The sequence below is a fragment of the Ancylobacter mangrovi genome (assembly GCF_024752355.1).
Classification (GTDB): Bacteria; Pseudomonadota; Alphaproteobacteria; order Rhizobiales; family Xanthobacteraceae; genus Ancylobacter; species Ancylobacter mangrovi.
In genome coordinates, this window is record NZ_JANTHZ010000004.1 from 85522 (window position 1) to 102332 (window position 16811).

Sequence of the window (16811 nt, forward strand, 5' to 3'; positions counted from 1 at the left end):
CGTCAGTCGCGCAGCGCCGTCTCCAGCCGCCGCCAGTCCGCCTCGGGACCCGGCAGGCCGAAGCGCAGCCATTCCGGCCGCTCGTCGAAGCGCCGGACGAGGATGCCGGCCCGGCCGAGCCGCTCGAACCAGCCGGCGGCGTCGGAACTGCGCACCAGCCGGAACAGGCTGGTGCCGCCGACAGCGTCGAGCCCGGCGCGTTCCAGCAGGCGATCGAGACGCGCGGCGGCGGCCTCCAGCCGGGCGATCTCGGCTTCCATCCAGTGGCGGTCGGCCAGCGCGGCGGTGCCGATCGCCAGCGCCGGCCCGGAGACCGGCCAGGCGCCGAGCCGGGCCCGGATCTGCCCGGCGGTTGCGGGATCGCTGATGGCGAAGCTCAGCCGGAGCCCCGCCAGCCCGTAGGCCTTGCCGAAGGAGCGCAGCACGATGGTGCCGGGCGGCAGCTGCGGGGCGAGGCTCTGCGAGGGCAGCACCACATCCATGAACGCCTCGTCGACGACGAGCCGCCCGCCGCGCGCGGCGAGGCTCTCTGCGACCTCCCGCAGCACCGTGGCATCGATGAGCCGCCCGTCCGGGTTGTTCGGGTTCACCACCAGCGCGACCTCGGTGCCGGGCGCGGTAAGCTCGTCCACCTTGTCGACGATCCGCACCTCGGCCCCCGCCGCCCGCCAGCTGGCCGGGTGCTCCTGGTAGCCGAAGCCGAGGATCGCGACCCGCCGCGCCGGCAGGAGCTGCGGCAGGAGCTGGAGCAGCGGCTGCGTGCCGCTCGCCGCGACGAGGCCGCGCGGGTCGGGGGCGCCATAGGCGGCGGCCGCGCTCGCCTCGAGCCGCTCGATCTCCGCCGGCTCGGGCAGCCGCGTCCAGGCGCTCGCCGGAACGTTCAGCGTCTCCATCGGATAGGCGAGCGGATTGATGCCGGTCGAAAGGTCGATCCACGGCCCGGCCGCGTCCGGAAAGAGCCGGCGCGCCGCGGACAGGTTGCCGCCATGGGCGACCGCCGGGCCGGACCATACGCTGCGGGGACGATCAGCCTTGATGTTCAAGAGGGTACCTTCTCACTCGGCCGGCGAGGGCCGGGAGACCAGCGGGTTGGGCCGGGTCAGTCTGACCGCATTGCACCGGCAGGCATAGCTGTGCCCGCATGATCGGGCACCCGCACCCGCCTCCGCCCCGTCTTCCACCGCGGTGGCGGAGAAGCCCTGCACGCGTACCGACAGCACCGGCGCGACGCGCATCGTGCCGCCGCAGGCGAGGCAGATCAGTTCCAGCTCGCGCGAGCGCTCAAAGTCGACGAGGACATCGCGCGCGGCGTCGCACTCGCCGCAGTGGAATTCATAGGCCGGCATGCCTGCCTCCTTCTCTGGCCCTCGCGCGAGAATAGCGGCGCGACGGCAGGACGGCGGCGCCGCGGCCCGGCGGACCGGAACCGCGGCGACCCCTATCCATCACGCGGCGACGCGGTGCTCAAGATACTCCTTCACCAGGCTCACCGCCGCGTTCGCGTCGAGCCCGTAACGCACGCCGAACTTGTCGGCGATGCCGCGATTGGCCGCCGCCCCGCCCATCATCAGCAGGTACTTGTCGTCCTTGCCCTGGGATTTGAGCATCTCCACCACCTTCTCGACATAGACGGTGGAGGAGTTGGTCATCACCGACATGCCGATCGCCACCGCGCTTTCGCGCTCGGCGGTGTCGATGAACTGCTCCGGCTTCACGTTCTTGCCGAGGTCGATGACCTTGTAGCCGTTCGCCTTCAGCATCAGGCAGACGAGGTTCTTGCCGATGTCCTGCGTGTTGCCGCGCACGAGGCCGACCACGATGGTGCCGCTCGGCCCGCCGGAATTGCCGGAGGATTCCAGCAACGGGGTCAGCAGCGGCATGGCGGCGTCCATCGTCTTGGCCGCCTTCAGCATGTCGGTGACGAAGCGCTCGTTGCGCTCATACATGTCGCCGACGATCTTCATGCCGAGCGAGAGCCCGTCGAACACGATCTTCTGCGCCGAGATGCCCCGGTCGAGGCCGACCTGAACCCACTCCTTCGCCTTCTCGGCGTCGTAGTCCATGATCGCCTCGACGAGCTTCTCGTAGACCTCGTCCTCCGGCGTCTTCTCGCCCCTGTGCTCCTTCGCCGCCTCGACCTTCTCGTCGCCCGCCACCGAGGAGCTGCGCTTGCCGATGTGCTTGGGATGGCCGGCGATATAGACGCTGGAGAGGTCGCCGAGGGCGGCGATGTCCATCGGGTAGCGGATCTCCGCGCATTGCTGGATCATGGCGTGGAGGTTCTCGTCCGGGATGGTCCAGTCGATGTCGCAGCCCGGCATGCAGATGAAGCCGCCATTGTAGCCGACCTCGGCCGCGAGCTTCTTGACCTCGTTGCGCACATCCTCCGGCGAGCCGTGCATCAGGGTGGAGAACGGCGAGAGCGTGCCCATCAGCGAAATCTGCCCGCCGATGGCGCGCTTGGCGTGGTCCATGCCCGGATACATGTCGCCGTTGAAGTTCAGGCAGCCATTCTCGGCGATGTCGCGCCAGATCGGCTGGGTGAAGGTGCAGGTATGGGTGAAGCCGATGCCGCCGATCTCCTGGATATAGGCGAACAGGCGCTTCTGAAACGGCAGCCCGTGCTTGCGATAGACGTCGGGCGGCAGGATGTCGGAGGAGTTGAACGGGTCGAGGATGTTGCACACGTCGATCCCGGCCTCGAACATCATGCGGCAGACGTTCTTGACGATGTCGAGCGCGAGCTCGGTGACCTCCAGCGCATAATCCGGGTCGTCGCTGAGATATTGCAGGAACTCGGACGAGCCGGTCATGAGCTGGGCGGTGGTGATCGGCCCACCGACCGGGGTCGGGATGACATGCGTGTCCTTCAGCCCCAGCTTCACCATGGTCCGCGCTTCCTTCTGGATCTCCAGCACGCGGGCGGAAGGCTGGAAGCCCTCCCGTTCATATTTCTCCTTGAAGCGGTAGAACGCCTCGCGGGTCGGGGTGGGGTGCTTCACCAGCGAGGGCTGGGCATAGGGGAGATAGTCGAGCTCGCAACCCTCGACGCATTCCACCGGGGTGAACAGATCGGTGCCGGCGATGATGACGTCGCCGCCGAACTTGGCCAGCGCCTTGGCCTTCGCATGCGCCGAGGCCTCGCCGTCGCGCAGCGCCTCGTCGACCGTGATGCCCCCCTCGCGGATGCCGCGCGCCATGAGCAGCGGCACGCAGGGCACCTGGTCGGGAAGATCGGTCATCGTCACCGCCGCGAACATGCGCTCGCGGCTCGTCATCCTGCCACCTGCTCCAGCCATAGCGTCTTCCTCCGTTGTTGGTTGTGATCTCAGATCGGATCGGTTCCGGCCCGCGCGCGCGCCTCGCCTTCGGGCGGGCGGGCGCGGTGAGGTCGGGTCGGTGCCGGGACGGCGAGGCTCGCCAGCCGGTCGGGCGAGACGCCGGAAAGCGCACCTTCGCGCACTAGCAGCCGCACGTGCTCCATGGCGCGCTCGATCGGCGCGCGCACCGGGCCGAGCCGCGCGAGGTCGCCGAGTTCGTCGGGCGCGAGGGCGGCGAGGAACGCCGCGCCGCAGGCGGCATCGGCGAGTTCGCCCTCGTCCATCGGCGCGCCGGGCGCGGCGATGACCGGCATCGCCTCGGCGAGCTCGCAGGCGAGCAGCGCGGTGCCGCGCAGATCCCCGCTCGCGACGCAGCCACCGAGCGCGACGAGGTCCGCCGTGCCGTGCAGCACCACCTCGCGCCCGACGGCGCCGCGCACGCGCTCGGCCACCATGCCGCGCGCGCAGTGGTCGATCCCGATCACCTCGACGCCGAGATCGGCGATCAGTGGCAGCAGCGGCAGCGTCGCCCCGCGCAGCATGATGCCGATACGCGCGCCGCCGAGCCCGCGAAGGACGTCGACCACGCCGGCAAGGCGCGGCAGCACGAACCGCCGGAACTCGGCCTCGGAGAAGAACGGCGCCTGGTCGGTGCCGACCACGTCCTGATAGAGGACGAGATCGGGCGTGCGCGGCAGCCGCCGCAGGAGCTCGGCATAATGCTGGCGGGCACAGGCCGCGCCCCAGTCGAGCAGCGCCGAGGCGAGCGCCGGCTCGTCGATGAAAATCTCGAGGAAACGCCAGGAACCGACGAGGGCGAGCGCGGTGCCGACCACCCCGGGCGTCGGCGCGTCGAGCACCGTGTTCATGCCGGCCGCGTCGGCGAACTGAAGATCGGGTGGCAGCGGCGGGAAGGGATGGGCGGCCACCTCGGAGAGGCCCGCCTCGGCCAGCGGATGCTCGACCGGCGAAGGACCCAGCGAGCTCATCCGCCACGTCACGCCCAGTTCGTCGCGGAAGTCCTTCGCGCCGCCGGCGGGATGCGGCCTCAGCACGCCGCAACGGGCGAAATCGCTGCCATGGGCGCGGGCGACGTCGTGAGCGAGCGGCATCACCGCCTCGATCGGGTCGATGAACGGCCCCGCCCGGTCCGCGCCGGCAGGGTCGACCCGCAGGCCGCTGCGGGCGGTGCAGCCGATCTCGACCGGGATGCTCCGCTCGAGCCAGTCGGCCATCGGATATCGGGGCAGGAATGCTTCCATCGACCCGGCTCCGCCTTGCGCTCAGTGCCGCGACGGAGCGCTGCGACGGGTAAACGGGCGCGGCGGGGCGGCCGGTGGCGAGGACGGACGGGTGCGGGCGGCCTTCGCCCGATCGGAATGACGATCCTCGATGGCCTGCATCATGGCGTGCATCGCGTTTCCTCCGGGCCCAGAGCCGGTCGGGGACCCGCTAGGGGTTGGACTTGCGGTCCTTACCTGGCATCGCCCCCATCCGCCGTTTGCGACGGCATTTTCATTATCAAACGTATGATGGAGATATTTGAAGCTGCAAGTCAAGCGCTGGCGGGCGGCGTCCGCTGTAGCGGGATGGCGCATGGCCGGGCGAGCCAGACACGGGCGCGGGGCGCTCATGATCCGGCCCCGCTTTCCCGGCTGACGGCGGCGGACTCGAACGTCGCCATGCCGGAATGCGTCGCCACCGCGGCCTTCGCCACCGCGACGGCGAGCGCGGCGCCGGAACCTTCGCCGAGGCGCATGTCGAGGCTGAGCAGCGGGCGCTTGCCGATCGCTCGCACCGCGCGCTCATGCGCCGGTTCGGCCGACAGGTGCCCGACGAGGCAATGGTCGATGGCGCCCGGTGCCATGCGGTGCACGACCGCCGCCGCGGCGGTGGCGACGAAGCCGTCGACCAGCACCGGCACGCGCCGGTGCCGCGCGGCGAGGATGGCGCCGGCCATGGCCGCGATCTCGCGCCCGCCGAGCTGGCGCAGCGCCCCGAGCGGCGGCATCTCGCCCGGCCCGCTCGACTGCCTTGCCCGCCGCGCCGCCGCCTCGACCACCTCGACCTTGGCCTGCAGCGCAGGCCCCTGTACGCCGGTCCCCGGCCCCACCCATGCCGCCGCCTCGCCCCCGAACAGGGCGTGGAAGAGCGCCGCCGCGGCGGTGGTGTTGCCGATGCCCATCTCGCCGATGCAGAGCAGGTCGATCTCGTCGTCGAGGGCCTGCGCGCCGCATTCCATGGCCTGCGCGCAGTCCTCCTCGCTCATCGCGCTCGTGAGCGTGAAGTCCTGCGTCGGGCGGGCGAGGTCGAGCGGCACCACCTTGAGAGCGAGGCCGAAGGCGCGCGCGAGCTGGTTAATGGCCGCTCCGCCGGCGCTGAAATTCGCCACCATCTGCGCCGTCACCTCGGCGGGATAGGCGGAAACCCCGCGCGCGGCCACGCCGTGATTGCCGGCGAAGATGGCGACCAGCACGCGGTCGGCGGCGGGCATCTCGCGGCCCTGCCAGGCGGCGAGCCATTCGGCGATTTCCTCGAGCCGGCCGAGCGAGCCGGGCGGCTTGGTCAGGTTGGCCTGACGCGCGCGCACGGCGCGCGCCGCCGCCTCGTCCGGCTCCGGCGCGGTCTCCGCGAGCCGGGCGAAGCGCTCGAGGCCGGGCGCCGCAACGGCCTGGTCCATGGCGATGGCTTCAGACATCCTCGAACGACACGCGCACCCGCGTGCCCTCCGCTTTGCTGAGGCAGGCCAGCGCAATGCCCTCGCCCAGATCCTCAGGCGTGAGGCCGATCAGCTCGTGCCGGCGCATCCGCACCGCGCCTTGCTCGACCCGGCACATGCAGGACAGGCACGTGCCCTCCTGGCACGAGAACGGCGCGTCGATCTCCGCCCGCTGCAGGGCGGCGAGGATGGTCTCGCCCGGCTGCGGGACGATCGAATGCTCCTCGCCGTCGATCGCCACGGTGAGCTCGGTCTGCGGCGCGGCGGCGACCGGCGTATCCTCGGCCGTGCCTTCGGGCAGGATGCGCACCGTGGTCTCGTCGTCCAGCGCGTCGGCGGACACCGCCTCGGCGGTCGCGAAGCTCTCGCGCCTTATGTCGCGCGGGGCGAGGCCGCGCTGCTCCAGCGCTTCGGCGACGGATGCCATGAAGGCTTCCGGCCCGCACAGATAGGCGATCTCGGGAAGCCCCCCGGCATCGCGCGGGCCGAGCAGCCGCTCGATCGCGTCGGCGACCAGCCGGCCGCTCTCGCCGGTCCAGCCCGGCGCGGGGCGGGAGAGCACATGGACGAGGCGCAGCCGCTCGCCATGGGCGGCGGCGAGCGCGTCGAGCTCCGCGCGGAAGATGATGCCGCTCTCGCAGCGACTGGCATAGACCAGCGTGACCCTGTCGCCGCGCTCGCGGCCGAGCAGCCATTTGAGGATGGAATAGAGCGGGGAGATGCCGCTGCCCGCCGCAAACAGCAGGTAGTGGCGCGCCGGTCCGGCATTCTCGTCGAAGAAGCGGCCCTGCGGCTCGGAGACCTCCAGCCGGTCGCCGCGCTGCACCTGTTCGACAAGGAACGGCGACAGCGCGCCGCTCTCGACCCTCTTGATGGTGAGCTGGAAGTGCGGGTCGACCTGCGGCGCCGAGCTCAGCGAATAACTGCGCTCGACCGGCGCTCCGTCGACCACGGCGCGCACATGCACGAACTGGCCGGGGCTGTAGGCGAAATCGTCGGCCACCTCGGCCGGCAATTCGAAGCGAAGCGAGCAGGTGTCGTCCGCCTCATGGATCTTCTCGACGACCACCAGATTGTAGCGAGCCATCTCATTCCTCCCGTCAACGGCCAGTATCTGGCGCATTTTTTACAACGTTAACGTAGGATTTTTGAGATCGTCAATAGGCCCGCTGCGGCCGCACCTGCTGGTCGCGTCCGATTTCGCCGGCCGGGCATGGATCGGCTATGGCGCAGGCGCGCCGTCGGCTGGCGGCCGGCAGGTCGGTATCGATGGGGGTAAGACGGGGGTGGACGGGGGGACTCGCGGGACGGAGGACTTGTGAGAGGCGGCCGGTGCGCCGCCGTCCCTTCCCGCCCCTACACGGAGGCAAACGAGCGGAAGTCTGCCGGCCCCGACCGGCCGCCCGGGCCACGGGCGCGTCAGCCCGCGGCGGCCCGCCCGACCCGCGGGCGACCCCGGCTCAGTCCGCGGCTGCGGTGGTTTTGCGCTGGCGCTCGCCCAGATTCCGCCGGCCGGGACGGCGCTTGGGCTGCGGCCCTTCCGGCTCGGCGGGTACCGGCTGGACGGACACCGGCTCGGTGAGCCCGGGCTCCGCGTCGGCGACGTCCGGGAAGCTCGCCTCCATGCACTTGGTCGGCGGCTCGCCGGGATTTGACGGCGGCAGGTTGGGGCGGTCCGGGTCCCAGGTCAGCCACATGAGCTGCGACTGGTCCATCTGGACCTCGCAGGGGCATTTCGGGCAGGTACGCCGGGTCGGGCGGTTGGGGCAGTCCCAGCACATGCGGATCATGAGGCGGCCGCGCTCGAGGTCCTGCTTCATGAATTCGAGGTGGCGGATCTGGCGCGAAATGTCCTCGACCAGCCCGTCGAGGATGCCGCACAGCTTGCGGCCGGATTCGTCGCCCGTCTGCGCATTGGGGCGGGTGGTCGCGAGGTCGCGGATCGTCTTCAGCGGCACGCCGAGGCAGGAGAGCTTGTAGGCGACCTCGAACCGCTTGATGTCGGCGTCCGAATACATGCGCGTCCCGCGCGCCGTCTTCATCGGCGACAGGATGCCCTGCTCCTCGTAATAGAGCAGCGTGCGCGGCGTGGTGCCGAAGATGTCGGCCACCTCGCCCACCTTCTTCAGGCCGCTGCGTCGGGCTGTCTTGACGTCCATAAAATCCAACCGTCGTTTCGCTCTTTTCAAGCCTACCGCGTCCGGGACGAGACCTCAACGCCTTGCCCGACAAGGCAGGTCCGCCCGTCGAACGACGTGCTTGACAGCACAAAATCCAACTTTAACGTAAGAAACAATAACGGAAACGCCAGAGCCCAAGGGGCAAACTCCATGCAATTCAGCTCTGCCGAGCGCGATCGCGCGCATGCGGATGAAACGGTCGGCCGCCCGGACCACGCGCTCGCCCTCGCCGCGCTGGCGCAGCGCTTCTCGATCGAGGTCTCGCCGAAGGAGGCGTTGCGCAGCGCCGCCGAGCTCGACGTGCCGGCGGGAACGCGCACCTTCGTCACCCGCCTTCCGAAGGGAAGCTTCGAGGAAACGCTGGCGGCGGCGATCGCGCTGAAGCGGGCCGGGCTCGATCCCGTCCCCCACGTCACCGCGCGAACCATTCCCGACGCGCCGACGCTGGAGGCCTGGCTGGCGCGCTTCGTGCGCGAGGCCGGCGTGCGCGAGATCCTGCTGATCGCGGGTTCCAACGAGCAGCCGGCCGGCGCCTTCGCCGAGACGGCGGACGTGCTGCGCACCGGCATCGTCGAGGCGTCGGGGCTGCAGGCGGTGAACTTCGCCGGGCATCCCGAAGGCCATCCCAGCGCCGACGCCGGCGAGCTGCAGCGCGCGCTCGACCTGAAGAACGAATTCGCCGCCCGCACCGGCCTGCCCTGCGCGCTGGTCACGCAGTTCTTCTTCGACGCCGCGCCGGTGATCGCCTGGGAGAAACGACTGCGCCAGCAGGGCAACAGCCTGCCGGTCGATCCCGGCCTGCACGGGGTGACGGGCGTGCCCAGCCTGCTCAAGCATGCGCTGGCCTGCGGCATCGGCGCCTCGATCAAGGCGCTGTCGTCGCATTCGGGCGGCATGCTCCAGTTCGCGCAGATCCGCACGCCGGACGCGCTGGCGCGGGCCATCGCCGAGGCGCGCGCCAGCGACCCCAACAGCCTGTTCCGCGGCTTCCACCTGTTCCCGCTCGGCGGCCTTGCCCGCACGGTGAGCTGGATCAAGCAGCTTCGCGGCGAGGCCGGCTAGGAGCCGCGCCCTACGAACATGTCCGCCCCCGCGCGCAGCTGCGCCGGAGCGGACGGAAGGACAGCATCGGCAAAAGCCCGATGCACCCCGATTCCGGCCTGCCGGAATCCGCCATGTGGGGACATGGTCGGTATTAGCGCGGCTTCGGCCGCGCTCTTTTTTTTGCGGCACCGTCTCGCGATCTTCCCGCCCGCCGGAACATCCCCCGCCATGCCCGGTTAGCCTCCCGGCGGTGCCATTGGCGCGCGGCACGGGCGGGAAGCGGACACGGCCATCATCACCGTCCGCAGCGCGTAGCCGGACCGGCATCCCGTCGCGCCGGAACCGCCGAAAAATCGTTCATCCGGGGGCGCATTCGAGCAAGGAGGTTTCCATGCCGAAACAGTCCGAAGCCCAGAGAGAGACCGTCGAGCGCGTCATGCACGAATACAAGCAGGGCGAGCTGAAGATTCGGGGCAGCGGCCCCAAGGTGAAGAGCCGCCGGCAGGCGATCGCGATCGCGCTGAACGAGGCCGGCGCCACCAACCAGGAAAGCCCGGCCGAGAACCGGCGAAACCTGCGCCGCACCAAGGGCAAGGAGCGTCGCGGCGAGACCGCCGAGGCCGAGACCGAGGGCAAGGCGGCGCAGGAGCGCACCCTGCATGGCGCCGGGCGCCGAAGCCGCTCCTCCGGGGGAAGCCGTGCCTCCGCGCGGGGAGACGAGAGCAAGAGCGACCTCTACGCGGAGGCCCGGCGGCGAAACGTCCCCGGCCGCTCGAAGATGTCGAAGGGCGAGCTTGAACGCGCCCTAGGCCACTGAAACACGCCACGCGGAGAAGCCCCATGAAGGCTAGGCAGGTTTCCGGAGATGTGGACGAGCGCCGCTTCATCCTCGTGCTCGATCCCAAGGAGGAGGCGTTCGCCGCCATCACCGAGTTTGCGAAACGCGAGAAGATCCTCGGCGGTTCGCTGACCGCGCTCGGCGCGTTCAGCCGGGCGACGGTCGGCTGGTTCGACTTCGACACCCGCAGCTATCGCCGCATCGCCGTGGACGAGCAGTGCGAGGTGCTTAGCGCGGTCGGCGACATCGCCGAGGGCGACGATGGCGGGCCGAGCGTGCATATCCACGCCGTGCTCGGCCTGTCGGACGGCTCGACGCGCGGCGGGCATTGCCTCGAGGGCATCGTCCACCCCACGCTGGAGGTCATGCTGGTCGAGACGCCCGCGCATCTGCGCCGGCGCAAGCGGCCGGAGCTCGGCATCGCGCTGATCGACCTGTCCACCTGAGGCTGTAGACGGGACGCCCCGCGCGGGCTCACTCCATCACGACGGCGTGGTCCGCCGGCGCCGGTTGGGCCGGGCGGCGCAGCAGCAACACCAGCGGCATCGCCACCAGCGTGAGCAGCATCATGAACTTGAAGTCGTCGATATAGGCGATGATCGTCGCCTGGTGGGTGATGATCTCGTCGAGCGCCGCGCGCCCGCTCGCCAGCAGCGGGTTGAGATTGTCATGCACCGCCGGGTCGTCGAAGGCGCGGTTGAACGGCGTCACATAGGCGGCGATGTTCTCGTGGTTGATCTGCACATTGTCCGACAATAGCGCCGTAACATAGGCGATGCCCGCGCTCGAGCCGATGTTGCGCGAGAGGTTGTAGAGCCCGGTGCCGTCGCCGCGCATATGAGCGGGCAGGGTCGAGAAGGCGACCGTGGTCAACGGCACGAACAGGAAGCCGAGCCCCGCTCCCTGCACGAACCCGACCCAGACGATGGTCCATTGCGAGACGTCGGGCGTCCAGCCGGTCATCTCATACATCGCCCAGGCGGTCAGCCCGAGCCCGAGCGACAGCAGGATGCGGGTGTCGACGCGCCCGATCAGCCGGCCGACGATGAACATGCAGACCATGGTGCCGAGGCCGCGCGGCCCCATGACGATGCCCGCCGTCATCACCGGATAGCCCATCAGCGTCTGCAGATAGGGCGTCATCAGCGCCAGCGAGGCGAGATAGGTAACGCCGACGATGAAGATGAAGAACATGCTCACCGCGAAGTTCCGGTCGAGGAACATGCGTGGATTGACGAAGCTCGTCTGCGGCGGCGCGGTGAAGGTGTGGACCAGGAAGAGGTAGGTGGCCGACGCGCAGACCAGCGCCCAGATCATGATCTCGCCGGAGGCGAACCAGTCGAGCTGCTCGCCGCGGTCGAGGAAGAGCTGGAGCGCGCCGATGGCGACGCTGAGCGTGCCGAAGCCGAGCCAGTCCAGCCGGGCCTGCATGTTCGCCTTGGTCTCGGTGACGAAGGCGACGATGCCGGCAAAGGCGAGGATGCCGATCGGCAGGTTGATATAGAATACCCAGCGCCAGCTCAGGTTTTCGGTCAGCCAGCCGCCCATGACGGGGCCGAGCACCGGGCCGACCATGACCGAGACGCCGAACAGCGCCATCGCCGACCCGCGTTCCTCATGGGTGTAGATGTCGAGCAATATGCCCTGCGACAGCGGGACCAGCGCGGCGCCGAACAGGCCCTGCAACAGGCGGAAGCCGACGATCTCCAGCAGCGACTGGGCGATGCCGCACAGGATCGAGGCAACCACGAAGCCGGCGATCGCGGTCAGCAGCACGCGCTTGCGGCCGAACCGGTTCGACAGGAAGCCGGAGGGCGGGGTCATGATCGCCGCCGCGACGATGTAGGAGGTCAGCACCCAGTTGATCTGGTCGGCGCTCGCCGACACGCTGCCCTGGATATAAGGCAGCGCGACATTGGCGATCGTCGTGTCGAGCGCCTGCATGATCACGGCGAGGATGACGCAGGCCGTGATCGCGCCCCGGTTGGCGACAGGCGCGTCCGCTCCGCCCGCCGAGGCGGCGTCAGCCATTGGGGCGCCCCTCGCGCGGGCCGCTCGCGGCGGCCGCCGGCTTGATGTTCTGGAAATAGCCCGCGAGGTCGGAGACGAGAGTGGGAATGCCGCGGGCGTGGCCGGTATCGACCGAGACCGTCGCGCTCATGCCGACGCGCAGGTCCGGCTTGCCGGCGAGATCGTCGAACCGCACGATCATGGGGATGCGCTGCACCACCTTGACCCAGTTGCCGGTGGTGTTCTGGGCCGGCAGCAGCGAGAAGCTGGAGCCGGAGGCGGGGCTGATGCTCTCCACCCGGCCGTGCCATTCGACATCGGGATAGGTGTCGACGCTCACCGTCACCCGCTGGCCCGGCTTCACATAGGTGAGCTCGGTCTCCTTCGGGCTCGCGGTCACCCAGATGTTCGAGGTCGACACCAGGCTGAAGGCCTGCTGGGCGGCGTCGAGATAGGCGCCGACCTGCATCGAGGGCACGTTGGTCACGATGCCGTCGAAGGGCGCGCGCAGCACCGTCTCCTTCAGGTCGCGCTCGGCCTTGTCGACCGCGGACTTCGCCTGCAGGTAGGTCGGGTAGGCCTCGACCGGCTTGCCGGCATCGCCGCCGAGCTGGGCGAGGGTGGCAGCGGCCTGCGCCTTCGCCACCTCGACCTTCTGCTCGGCGCTGTCGAGGTTCTGCTTCGCCTGGTCGTAGGCGGCCTTGGAGGCGGCGGCGCTCGCGACGAGGTCCTTCTGCCGCTCGAATGCCTTCTGGTAGAAGGGAATGTCCGCCTCGGCCTGGGCGATCTCGGCCACCATCTGCTTGTACTGCGCCTTCAGCGCCAGGATCTGGTTGCGCGCCATGCCGAGCTGCGCCCGCGCGCCCTCGAGCGCGATCTCGAACGGCTCCTGCTCGAGCTGCAGCAGCACCTGGCCCTTCTTGACGAGCTCGTTGTTGCGCACGTCGATCGAATGCACGATGCCGGCGACGTCGGAGGTGATGCCGACCGTGTCGGCCTGCACATAGGCGTTGTCGGTCGAGACCACCTGACCGCCGGTCACGTACCAGTAGCCGCCGGCCACCAGCAGCACCGGCAGCAGCAGGAACAGGATGCGGCGCACGGCCGAGCGGCGCGGCTTCGCCGGCGCGCCGGCGGCCGGGCCGGCAGCGGCCGAGGCGCCCGCGCGCGGCTCGTTGGTGCGCGGTTCGTTGGCGCTCGGTTCGTCGGGCTCCACCGGCGCAGCGATCCGGTCTTCCACCGGCGCCGCCGGATCGGCGGGTCGCTCGGTGAGCGATGTGTCAGCCATTCAAAGCTTCCTCGTCATTCGTCTGGGCGCAGGCCGCGACAAGATTGGACTTCATCATCGACAGGGCCTCCACCAGGCTCCGGCGCTTCTCGGCCGACAGGCCCTCGAGCGCGTCGTGCCGCGTCGCGTCGCCGACCACGTGCATCTGCTCGATCAGGGGTCGGGCCCCCTCGCGCAGATAGAGCAGCCAGACCCGCCGGTCGGTCGGATGGGCGCGCCGCTCGATCAGCCCGCGCTGCTCGAGCTTGTCGACGACACGCGCCAGCGTGATCGGCTCGACCTCCAGCATGTCCGCGAGGCAGCCCTGCTGGATGCCCTCGTTCCGGCTCAGATAGGCAAGCGTCTGCCACTGCGTCCGGGTCAGGCCGGACTCCTTCGCCCGCTGCTCGAAACGCTTGCGCAACAGACGCGCGACGTCGTGGAGCAGGAAGCCCAACGTCGGTTCATTGTCCATGGCTGGAAGCACCCATATGATAAGCACCCTTATAATATGGGCACAACCATCTCGCAATCCATTCCCGCGAACGGCGAAACGGCTTGTAAAACGGTCGATGAGCGCCAGCAGGACGCCGCAATGCCGACCGAATTGCGGCCGGCGGGCACCTTCCGGATGGCTGGCGAGCTTCCGCCCGCCCCGCTATGTCGTTGCGCTATCGGGCGGCGGAGGCTGCCCGGCGCGGCGCGTCACCAGGGCACGGTCCGGCCGAGATAATCGAGATATTCCAGGCCCGGCCGTTCCCGCTTGGCGAGCAGCACGTTTACGAGGTTCGGAATGCTGTCCCCGACCGAGAGCGGCGCCGAGGCGCCGCCGAGCTCGGTGCGGATCCAGCCCGGCGCCATCAGCGCCATCGCGCGCGGCGACCCGGCCTCGCGGGCGGCGAAGCTGCGCATGAACATGTTCAGCGCCGCCTTGCTGCCGCGATAGACCTCGCGCAGGCCCTTCACATTATTGGCAACGCTGCCCTGCCCGGAGGACATCGCGCCGATCAGCCCGTCCGCCGGCACGAGATCCTGCAGCGCCTCGATCGCGCGCATCGGGCTGAGCGCGTTGGTGACCATGACGCGCACGAACTCCTCCGTGCTGACCTCGCCGATGTGGACATGCTCCTCATGCGTGGTGGTGCCAGCATTGACGAACAGCATGTCGAGCACCCGGCCCGACAGGCGGGTACGCAGCGCCGCGATCTCGCCCGGCTCGTTGATGTCGAGGGTCTCGATCTCCACCCGGCCCTCGTTCTCATCGGCCAGATCGTGCAGCAGGGTACGGGCGCCGCCACGGACGGTGCCGATGACGTGCCAGCCCTTCGTCACGAACTCGGCCGCCATCGCATGGCCAAGGCCGCGCGACGCGCCGATGATGAGGATGGTGGGGGAAGGAGCGGTGACGGGGGAGAGGGGCATGGCCTCGATCCTTTCGCTGACAGGGTTCGCGGCCGATATGAGCGGCGCCTCGATGATGCACCAGACGCATTCCCTGCAATGAATGATTGCGTCCGGCGCTATGCCTCGGTGCGCAGGCGCGCTACCACCGCGCCATGCAGGACGTCGACCTGAACCTCCTCGTCGCGCTCGACGCGCTGCTCGCCGAGCGCAGCGTGACGCGGGCCGCCCGCCGGCTCGGCCTCAGCCCGTCCGCCATGAGCCGGACGCTGGTGCGGCTTCGCCGCGTGACCGGCGACCCGCTGCTTGTGCAGGCCGGCCGCGTGCTCGTTCCCACTCCCTATGCGGACGAATTGGGCGGGCGGGTCCACGTCCTCGCCCGCGACGCGCTGGCGGTGCTGCGCCCGGCCGGCAGCGCGCTCGACCTCGCCTCGCTGGAACGGACCTTCACGCTGCGCGCCGGCGAAGGCTTCGTCGAACTGGTCGCCGCCCCGCTGGCGACGCGGATCGCGAGCGCGGCGCCGCATGTGCGCCTGCGCTTCGTGCCGAAGCCCGACAAGGACGCCGAGCCGCTGCGCGACGGGCGGATCGACCTGGAGATCGGGGTGCTGGGCACCTCGGCGCCGGAACTGCGCACCCAGCTCCTGTTCCGCGACGGCTTCGTCGGCGTCGCCCGGCTCGGCCATCCGCTTCTCGCCGCCCCGGTGACGGCCGAGCGCTACGCCGCCTGCCGCCACGTGGTGGCCTCGCGCCGCGGCGACTTCGCCGGCCCTGTCGACGAGGCGCTGGCGCAGGCGGGACTGCGCCGCACCGCGATGCTGGTCGTTCCCGGCTATCCCGAGGCGATGCGCGTGGCGCGCCATTCGGATCTGGTGGCGCTGGTGCCGCGCTCGTGCCTCGGCAACGCGCTCACCGGCGATCATGCCGCCCTTCTCGGCCTCGGCAGCTTCGAGCTGCCGGTGCGCACGCCCGCGTTCAACATTTCCGCCATCTGGCATCCTCGCCTCGATGCCGAGCCGGCCCAGCGCTGGCTCCGCGCCACCGTCGCGGCGGTCTGCCGCGAGGCCTATCCCTGAGCGCCGGCGGGCCGCCCCTCACATGGCGAAGGCGAGATAGCCGCTGATGGTCAGGACCGAGATGATGGTCGACACCAGCACCACCCTCGCGGTGATGCCCGCCTCGCGCCGGTAGAACTCGGCCAGCATGAAGGGGCCGGTCCCGGTCGGCAGCGCGGCGAGCAGCACGGCGGTGTGCGTCAACAGCGGCGGCAGCCCGAAGACGGCGGTGGCGAGGACCCAGGTGACGACCGGCTGGACCACCAGCTTGAACCCGACCAGCAGCGCGACCGGGCCGGCATTCGGCTCGGTATGCTCGCGCCGATCCGCGAGGAACAGGCCGAGCGCCACCAGCGCGCAGGGCGAGGCCGCGCCACCGAGCAGCTTCAGGAAGTTTTCCACCGGAGCGGGAATCTCGAGGCCGCAGAGCGGGACGACGGCGCCAAGCACCGGCGCGACCAGCAGCGGATTGCGCACGAGCGAACGCCCAACCTTGAGCACCAGATGCGAGCGGCGCTTCTCGGTCTGCAGCCCGACCTCGATCAGGACGATCGCCCCGGCGAAGATGACGCAGACGGTGATGATGGTCGCCACCAGCGTCGGCGCCATCGCCTCGCGCCCGAGCGCGACCAGCGCCAGCGGGAAGCCGATGAAGCCGGTATTGGCATAGCCCGCATTCAGCCCGTCGATGGCCGCGTCGGCGAGGTGGCGCGGACGCCGCAGCCGCACCGCGACCGTCAGCGCGAAGACCAGCCCGCTGCCGAGCCCGAACGCGGCGACGAAGCCCGGCTGCCACACATCGGCCCAGCGCGCATGGGCGATGATGTCGAACAGCAGCGCCGGCAGGGCGAGGTAGACGACGAAGCGGTTCAGCTCGGTCGTCGCGTGCGGCCCGAGCACGCCGATGCGGCGGGCGAGCCAGCCGGCGAAGATCAGCGCGAAGACGGGAAGGACGACAATAAGCGTCGAAAGCATGG

At 70.0% G+C, this 16811-nt stretch carries 16 protein-coding genes; 4 read left to right on the top strand and 12 right to left on the bottom strand.

The genetic code is table 11. The features are described from left to right. Positions 1-2: 2 nt before the first annotated feature. The 7 genes from cobD to NVS89_RS11155 form a co-directional block, all read right to left on the bottom strand. Positions 3-1043 (bottom strand): threonine-phosphate decarboxylase CobD, encoded by a 1041-nt coding sequence (gene cobD, locus NVS89_RS11125; protein WP_258732817.1) that lies wholly within the window; start codon positions 1041-1043, stop codon positions 3-5. A gap of 12 nt (positions 1044-1055) precedes the next feature. Then, positions 1056-1346 (bottom strand): zinc ribbon domain-containing protein, encoded by a 291-nt coding sequence (locus tag NVS89_RS11130; RefSeq protein WP_258732818.1) that lies wholly within the window; start codon positions 1344-1346, stop codon positions 1056-1058. A 99-nt stretch (positions 1347-1445) separates the two neighbouring features. Beyond that, positions 1446-3278, bottom strand: coding sequence for an MtaA/CmuA family methyltransferase (locus tag NVS89_RS11135; protein WP_258732819.1), 1833 nt, complete (start codon positions 3276-3278; stop codon positions 1446-1448). Positions 3279-3328: 50 nt separating this feature from the next. After that, positions 3329-4555, bottom strand: coding sequence for a uroporphyrinogen decarboxylase family protein (locus tag NVS89_RS11140; protein WP_258732820.1), 1227 nt, complete (start codon positions 4553-4555; stop codon positions 3329-3331). A gap of 395 nt (positions 4556-4950) precedes the next feature. After that, on the bottom strand, positions 4951-6000 hold the full coding sequence (cobT, locus tag NVS89_RS11145; protein WP_258732821.1) for a nicotinate-nucleotide--dimethylbenzimidazole phosphoribosyltransferase: 1050 nt from the start codon (positions 5998-6000) through the stop codon (positions 4951-4953). Between the two features lie 10 nt (positions 6001-6010). Continuing rightward, positions 6011-7126 (bottom strand): ferredoxin--NADP reductase, encoded by a 1116-nt coding sequence (locus NVS89_RS11150; RefSeq protein WP_258732822.1) that lies wholly within the window; start codon positions 7124-7126, stop codon positions 6011-6013. Between the two features lie 373 nt (positions 7127-7499). Next, positions 7500-8198 (bottom strand): MerR family transcriptional regulator, encoded by a 699-nt coding sequence (locus tag NVS89_RS11155; protein ID WP_258732823.1) that lies wholly within the window; start codon positions 8196-8198, stop codon positions 7500-7502. Between the two features lie 171 nt (positions 8199-8369). Between NVS89_RS11155 and NVS89_RS11160 the strand changes: the two genes are divergently transcribed. The 3 genes from NVS89_RS11160 (at position 8370) to NVS89_RS11170 (ending at position 10547) form a co-directional block, all read left to right on the top strand. Then, positions 8370-9281: a methylenetetrahydrofolate reductase gene (locus tag NVS89_RS11160; RefSeq protein WP_258732824.1), complete on the top strand. Its 912-nt coding sequence runs from the start codon at positions 8370-8372 to the stop codon at positions 9279-9281. A gap of 373 nt (positions 9282-9654) precedes the next feature. Beyond that, positions 9655-10080 carry a DUF6496 domain-containing protein gene (locus NVS89_RS11165; RefSeq protein WP_258732825.1) on the top strand — a complete coding sequence of 142 codons (426 nt, stop codon included), beginning with the start codon at positions 9655-9657 and terminating at the stop codon, positions 10078-10080. 23 nt (positions 10081-10103) lie between these two features. Further along, entirely contained in the window at positions 10104-10547 is a 444-nt protein-coding gene (locus NVS89_RS11170) for a PPC domain-containing DNA-binding protein (RefSeq protein ID WP_258732826.1), read from the top strand. A 28-nt stretch (positions 10548-10575) separates the two neighbouring features. Here the strand turns inward: NVS89_RS11170 and NVS89_RS11175 are convergent, their stop codons facing one another. The 4 genes from NVS89_RS11175 to NVS89_RS11190 all read right to left on the bottom strand — a co-directional run bounded on the left by NVS89_RS11175 (position 10576) and on the right by NVS89_RS11190 (position 14800). Next, positions 10576-12132, bottom strand: a complete 1557-nt coding sequence (locus NVS89_RS11175) for an MDR family MFS transporter (protein WP_258732827.1) — start codon at positions 12130-12132, stop codon at positions 10576-10578. Further along, positions 12125-13399, bottom strand: a complete 1275-nt coding sequence (locus tag NVS89_RS11180) for an HlyD family secretion protein (protein ID WP_258732828.1) — start codon at positions 13397-13399, stop codon at positions 12125-12127. The genes NVS89_RS11175 and NVS89_RS11180 overlap by 8 nt, the downstream gene beginning before the upstream one ends. Beyond that, positions 13392-13853, bottom strand: coding sequence for a MarR family winged helix-turn-helix transcriptional regulator (locus NVS89_RS11185; RefSeq protein ID WP_258732829.1), 462 nt, complete (start codon positions 13851-13853; stop codon positions 13392-13394). Before NVS89_RS11185 ends, NVS89_RS11180 begins: the two co-directional genes overlap by 8 nt. Before the next feature lie 230 nt (positions 13854-14083). Next, complete coding sequence (locus NVS89_RS11190; protein WP_258732830.1) at positions 14084-14800, bottom strand: SDR family NAD(P)-dependent oxidoreductase; 717 nt, start codon at positions 14798-14800, stop codon at positions 14084-14086. 134 nt (positions 14801-14934) lie between these two features. Between NVS89_RS11190 and NVS89_RS11195 the strand changes: the two genes are divergently transcribed. Then, on the top strand, positions 14935-15855 hold the full coding sequence (locus tag NVS89_RS11195; protein WP_258733021.1) for a LysR family transcriptional regulator: 921 nt from the start codon (positions 14935-14937) through the stop codon (positions 15853-15855). Positions 15856-15873: 18 nt separating this feature from the next. On the opposite strand, the gene NVS89_RS11200 is transcribed toward NVS89_RS11195, so the two are convergent. Then, a complete protein-coding gene (locus NVS89_RS11200; protein WP_258732831.1) occupies positions 15874-16809 on the bottom strand; it encodes an AEC family transporter in 936 nt (311 codons plus the stop codon). Positions 16810-16811 lie beyond the last annotated feature (2 nt).